This window comes from Streptomyces calidiresistens (genome assembly GCF_014141525.1).
GTDB classification, from domain to species: domain Bacteria; phylum Actinomycetota; class Actinomycetes; order Streptomycetales; family Streptomycetaceae; genus Streptomyces; species Streptomyces calidiresistens.
The window spans coordinates 1-2,098 of record NZ_VKHS01000885.1 but is presented as its reverse complement, the minus strand read 5'-3'; the positions used below and the strand labels follow the sequence as shown (position 1 = coordinate 2,098).

Here is a 2,098-nt window from a genome sequence, read left to right as displayed (position 1 = left end):
GAGGGGGCCCGGGCGGGGTTCCGTCCCCGAACGGTCGTCCGCCCAGTTCCTCCCGGCCGTGCGGTGTGAGCCACCCCGAGAGGTCCGGCCCCATCGGCACGATGCCGGTGGGGTTGATGCCGGTGTGGACCTCGTAGTAGTGCCGCTTGATGTGGTCGAAATCGACCGTGTCGCCGAAGCCCGGCGTCTGGTACAGGTCCCGTACGTAGCCCCACAGCACCGGGTTCTCGGTCAGCTTGTACCGGTTGCACTTGAAGTGGTTGTGGTAGACGGCGTCGAAGCGCACCAGGGTGGTGAACAGTCGGATGTCCGCCTCGGTGATGGTGTCCCCCACCAGGTAGCGCCGGCCCTCCAGGCGTTCGGAGACCAGGTCCAGCCGCCGGAAGACGTCCTCGTACGCCCGCTCGTACTCCTTGCGGTCCGAGGCGAAACCCGCCCGGTACACGCCGTTGTTGACATCGCGGTAGATGCCCTCCATCACCTCGTCGATCTCGTCGCGCAGTGCCTCGGGGTACAGGTCGGGGGCGCCGGGGCGGTGCAGCGCGGTCCACTCGGTGGCCAGATCCAGGGTGATCCGTTGGAAGTCGTTGGTGACCAGCTTCCCGCTGGGGATGTCCACGATCGCCGGGACGCTGACCCCGCCCGGGTACTCGCTCTCCCGCGCGTCGTACGCCTCGTGCAGGAATCGGATGCCGAGCACCGGATCCCGGCCGTCCGGGTCCAGTGTGAACCGCCAACTGCGGTCGTCCTGGATCGGGTCCGCGACGGCCAGGGAGAGGGCGTCCTCCAGCCCGAGCAGCCGTCGCGAGACCAGGGCCCGACTCGCCCAGGGGCAGGCCCGGCTGACCACCAGCCGGTACCGGCCCGCCTCCACCGGCCGGCCGTCCCGGCCGTCGGCCGTGATCCGGTCGGCGAAGTGACTCGTGGATCGTTTGAACGGTTTGCGGCCGTAGGAGGCGTTGCCCTCCGTGCCCGCGCCGGTCTCGCTCACGGTCCGATCTCCTTTCCCGGGGGACGGCCCCGGCGGGGCCCCGTGGCCCGTGTGGACGTCACGCTGCGGTTTCTTCTCCCCGGGAGAGCGGTCGGGATGCTCCCGAATGCTCCCCGTCCTTCTTCGCCCCGGCGAGTTGCCGGTGTGCCGGGCACGACCCGGGGCAGGGTGCCGGTGCGTACCGCGGAGGGAATGTCGGAAAGGAGCCGGTGCCATGTCGGCGTGTCCCCTCGTCCCCGCCTCCCCGTGCCTCCCTCCGCCTCCGCCGGGGGCGGGCGCGACGACCGCGGGGAGGCCGGGATGACCACCCGCCCGTCCCGTCTGTTCCCCGCCTCCGCCGCCGAGCGGGAGAGATTCGCCGAGCAACTCCTGGACCGCCTGACCCCCTTGATGAGCGCACTGGGCTTGCTCTTCCTGTTCGTGGTCATCGGTGAGCGCCTGGCCCGTCCCGGGGGGCCGGTCGCCACCGCCCTCGCCCTGCTCGGATGGCTCCTGTGGGGTGTCTTCGTCGCGGAGTTCCTCGTACGTGTGGTCGCGGCCCCCCGTCGCCTGCGGTTCCTGCGGCGCAACTGGTGGCAGGTCGTCTTCCTGGTCCTGCCCTTCCTGAGGATCCTGCGTCTGGTCCGTTCCTTCCGCGTGTTGCGCGGGGGCAGGGTGCTCTCCTCGACGGTGCGCTCCTCGCGCTCCGCCGGGAGAGTGCTGGGCAACCGCATCTCGTGGTTGGCGGTGGTCACCGCCATCGTGGTCCTGGGCAGCTCGGAGCTCCTGCACGGGTTCGCGGTGTACCCCACCTTCGGGGACGCGCTGCACGCCACGGCGATGGCCGCCGTCAGCGGCGCGCCGCTGGGCCGGGAGGACGCGTGGGCCAGGGTGGTCGAGGTGGCGTTGGCCATGTACTCGGTGGGGGTCTTCGCCACCCTCGCGGCCACCGTCGGGGCGTATTTCGTGGACGCCCGTCCCCGTCCGGTGGCTCCCACGGCACCCTCCGGCGAGGAGGAAACGGCGGCTTCCGATCGGGGGTGACGGACGAGCCCTCCGCCCGCGCGCCGCCATTTCGCTGCGGCGTCCCCCGATCATCCCGGGCGGGCCGGGGCCTGTCGCTTGTAC

2 protein-coding genes are annotated in these 2,098 nt (G+C 71.4%); one reads left to right on the top strand and one right to left on the bottom strand.

The genetic code is table 11. From position 1 onward, the window contains the following. Nucleotides 1-991, bottom strand: a 991-nt coding sequence (locus tag FOE67_RS23785) for a glutathione S-transferase family protein (protein WP_182666892.1), incomplete at its 3' end; no start/stop codon positions are given. 300 nt (nucleotides 992-1,291) lie between these two features. On the opposite strand from FOE67_RS23785, the gene FOE67_RS23780 reads away from it, so the two are divergent. Further along, the gene (locus FOE67_RS23780) at nucleotides 1,292-2,014 is read left to right on the top strand and encodes an ion transporter (RefSeq protein ID WP_182666891.1); all 723 of its coding nucleotides are present in this window, start codon (nucleotides 1,292-1,294) and stop codon (nucleotides 2,012-2,014) included. Nucleotides 2,015-2,098 lie beyond the last annotated feature (84 nt).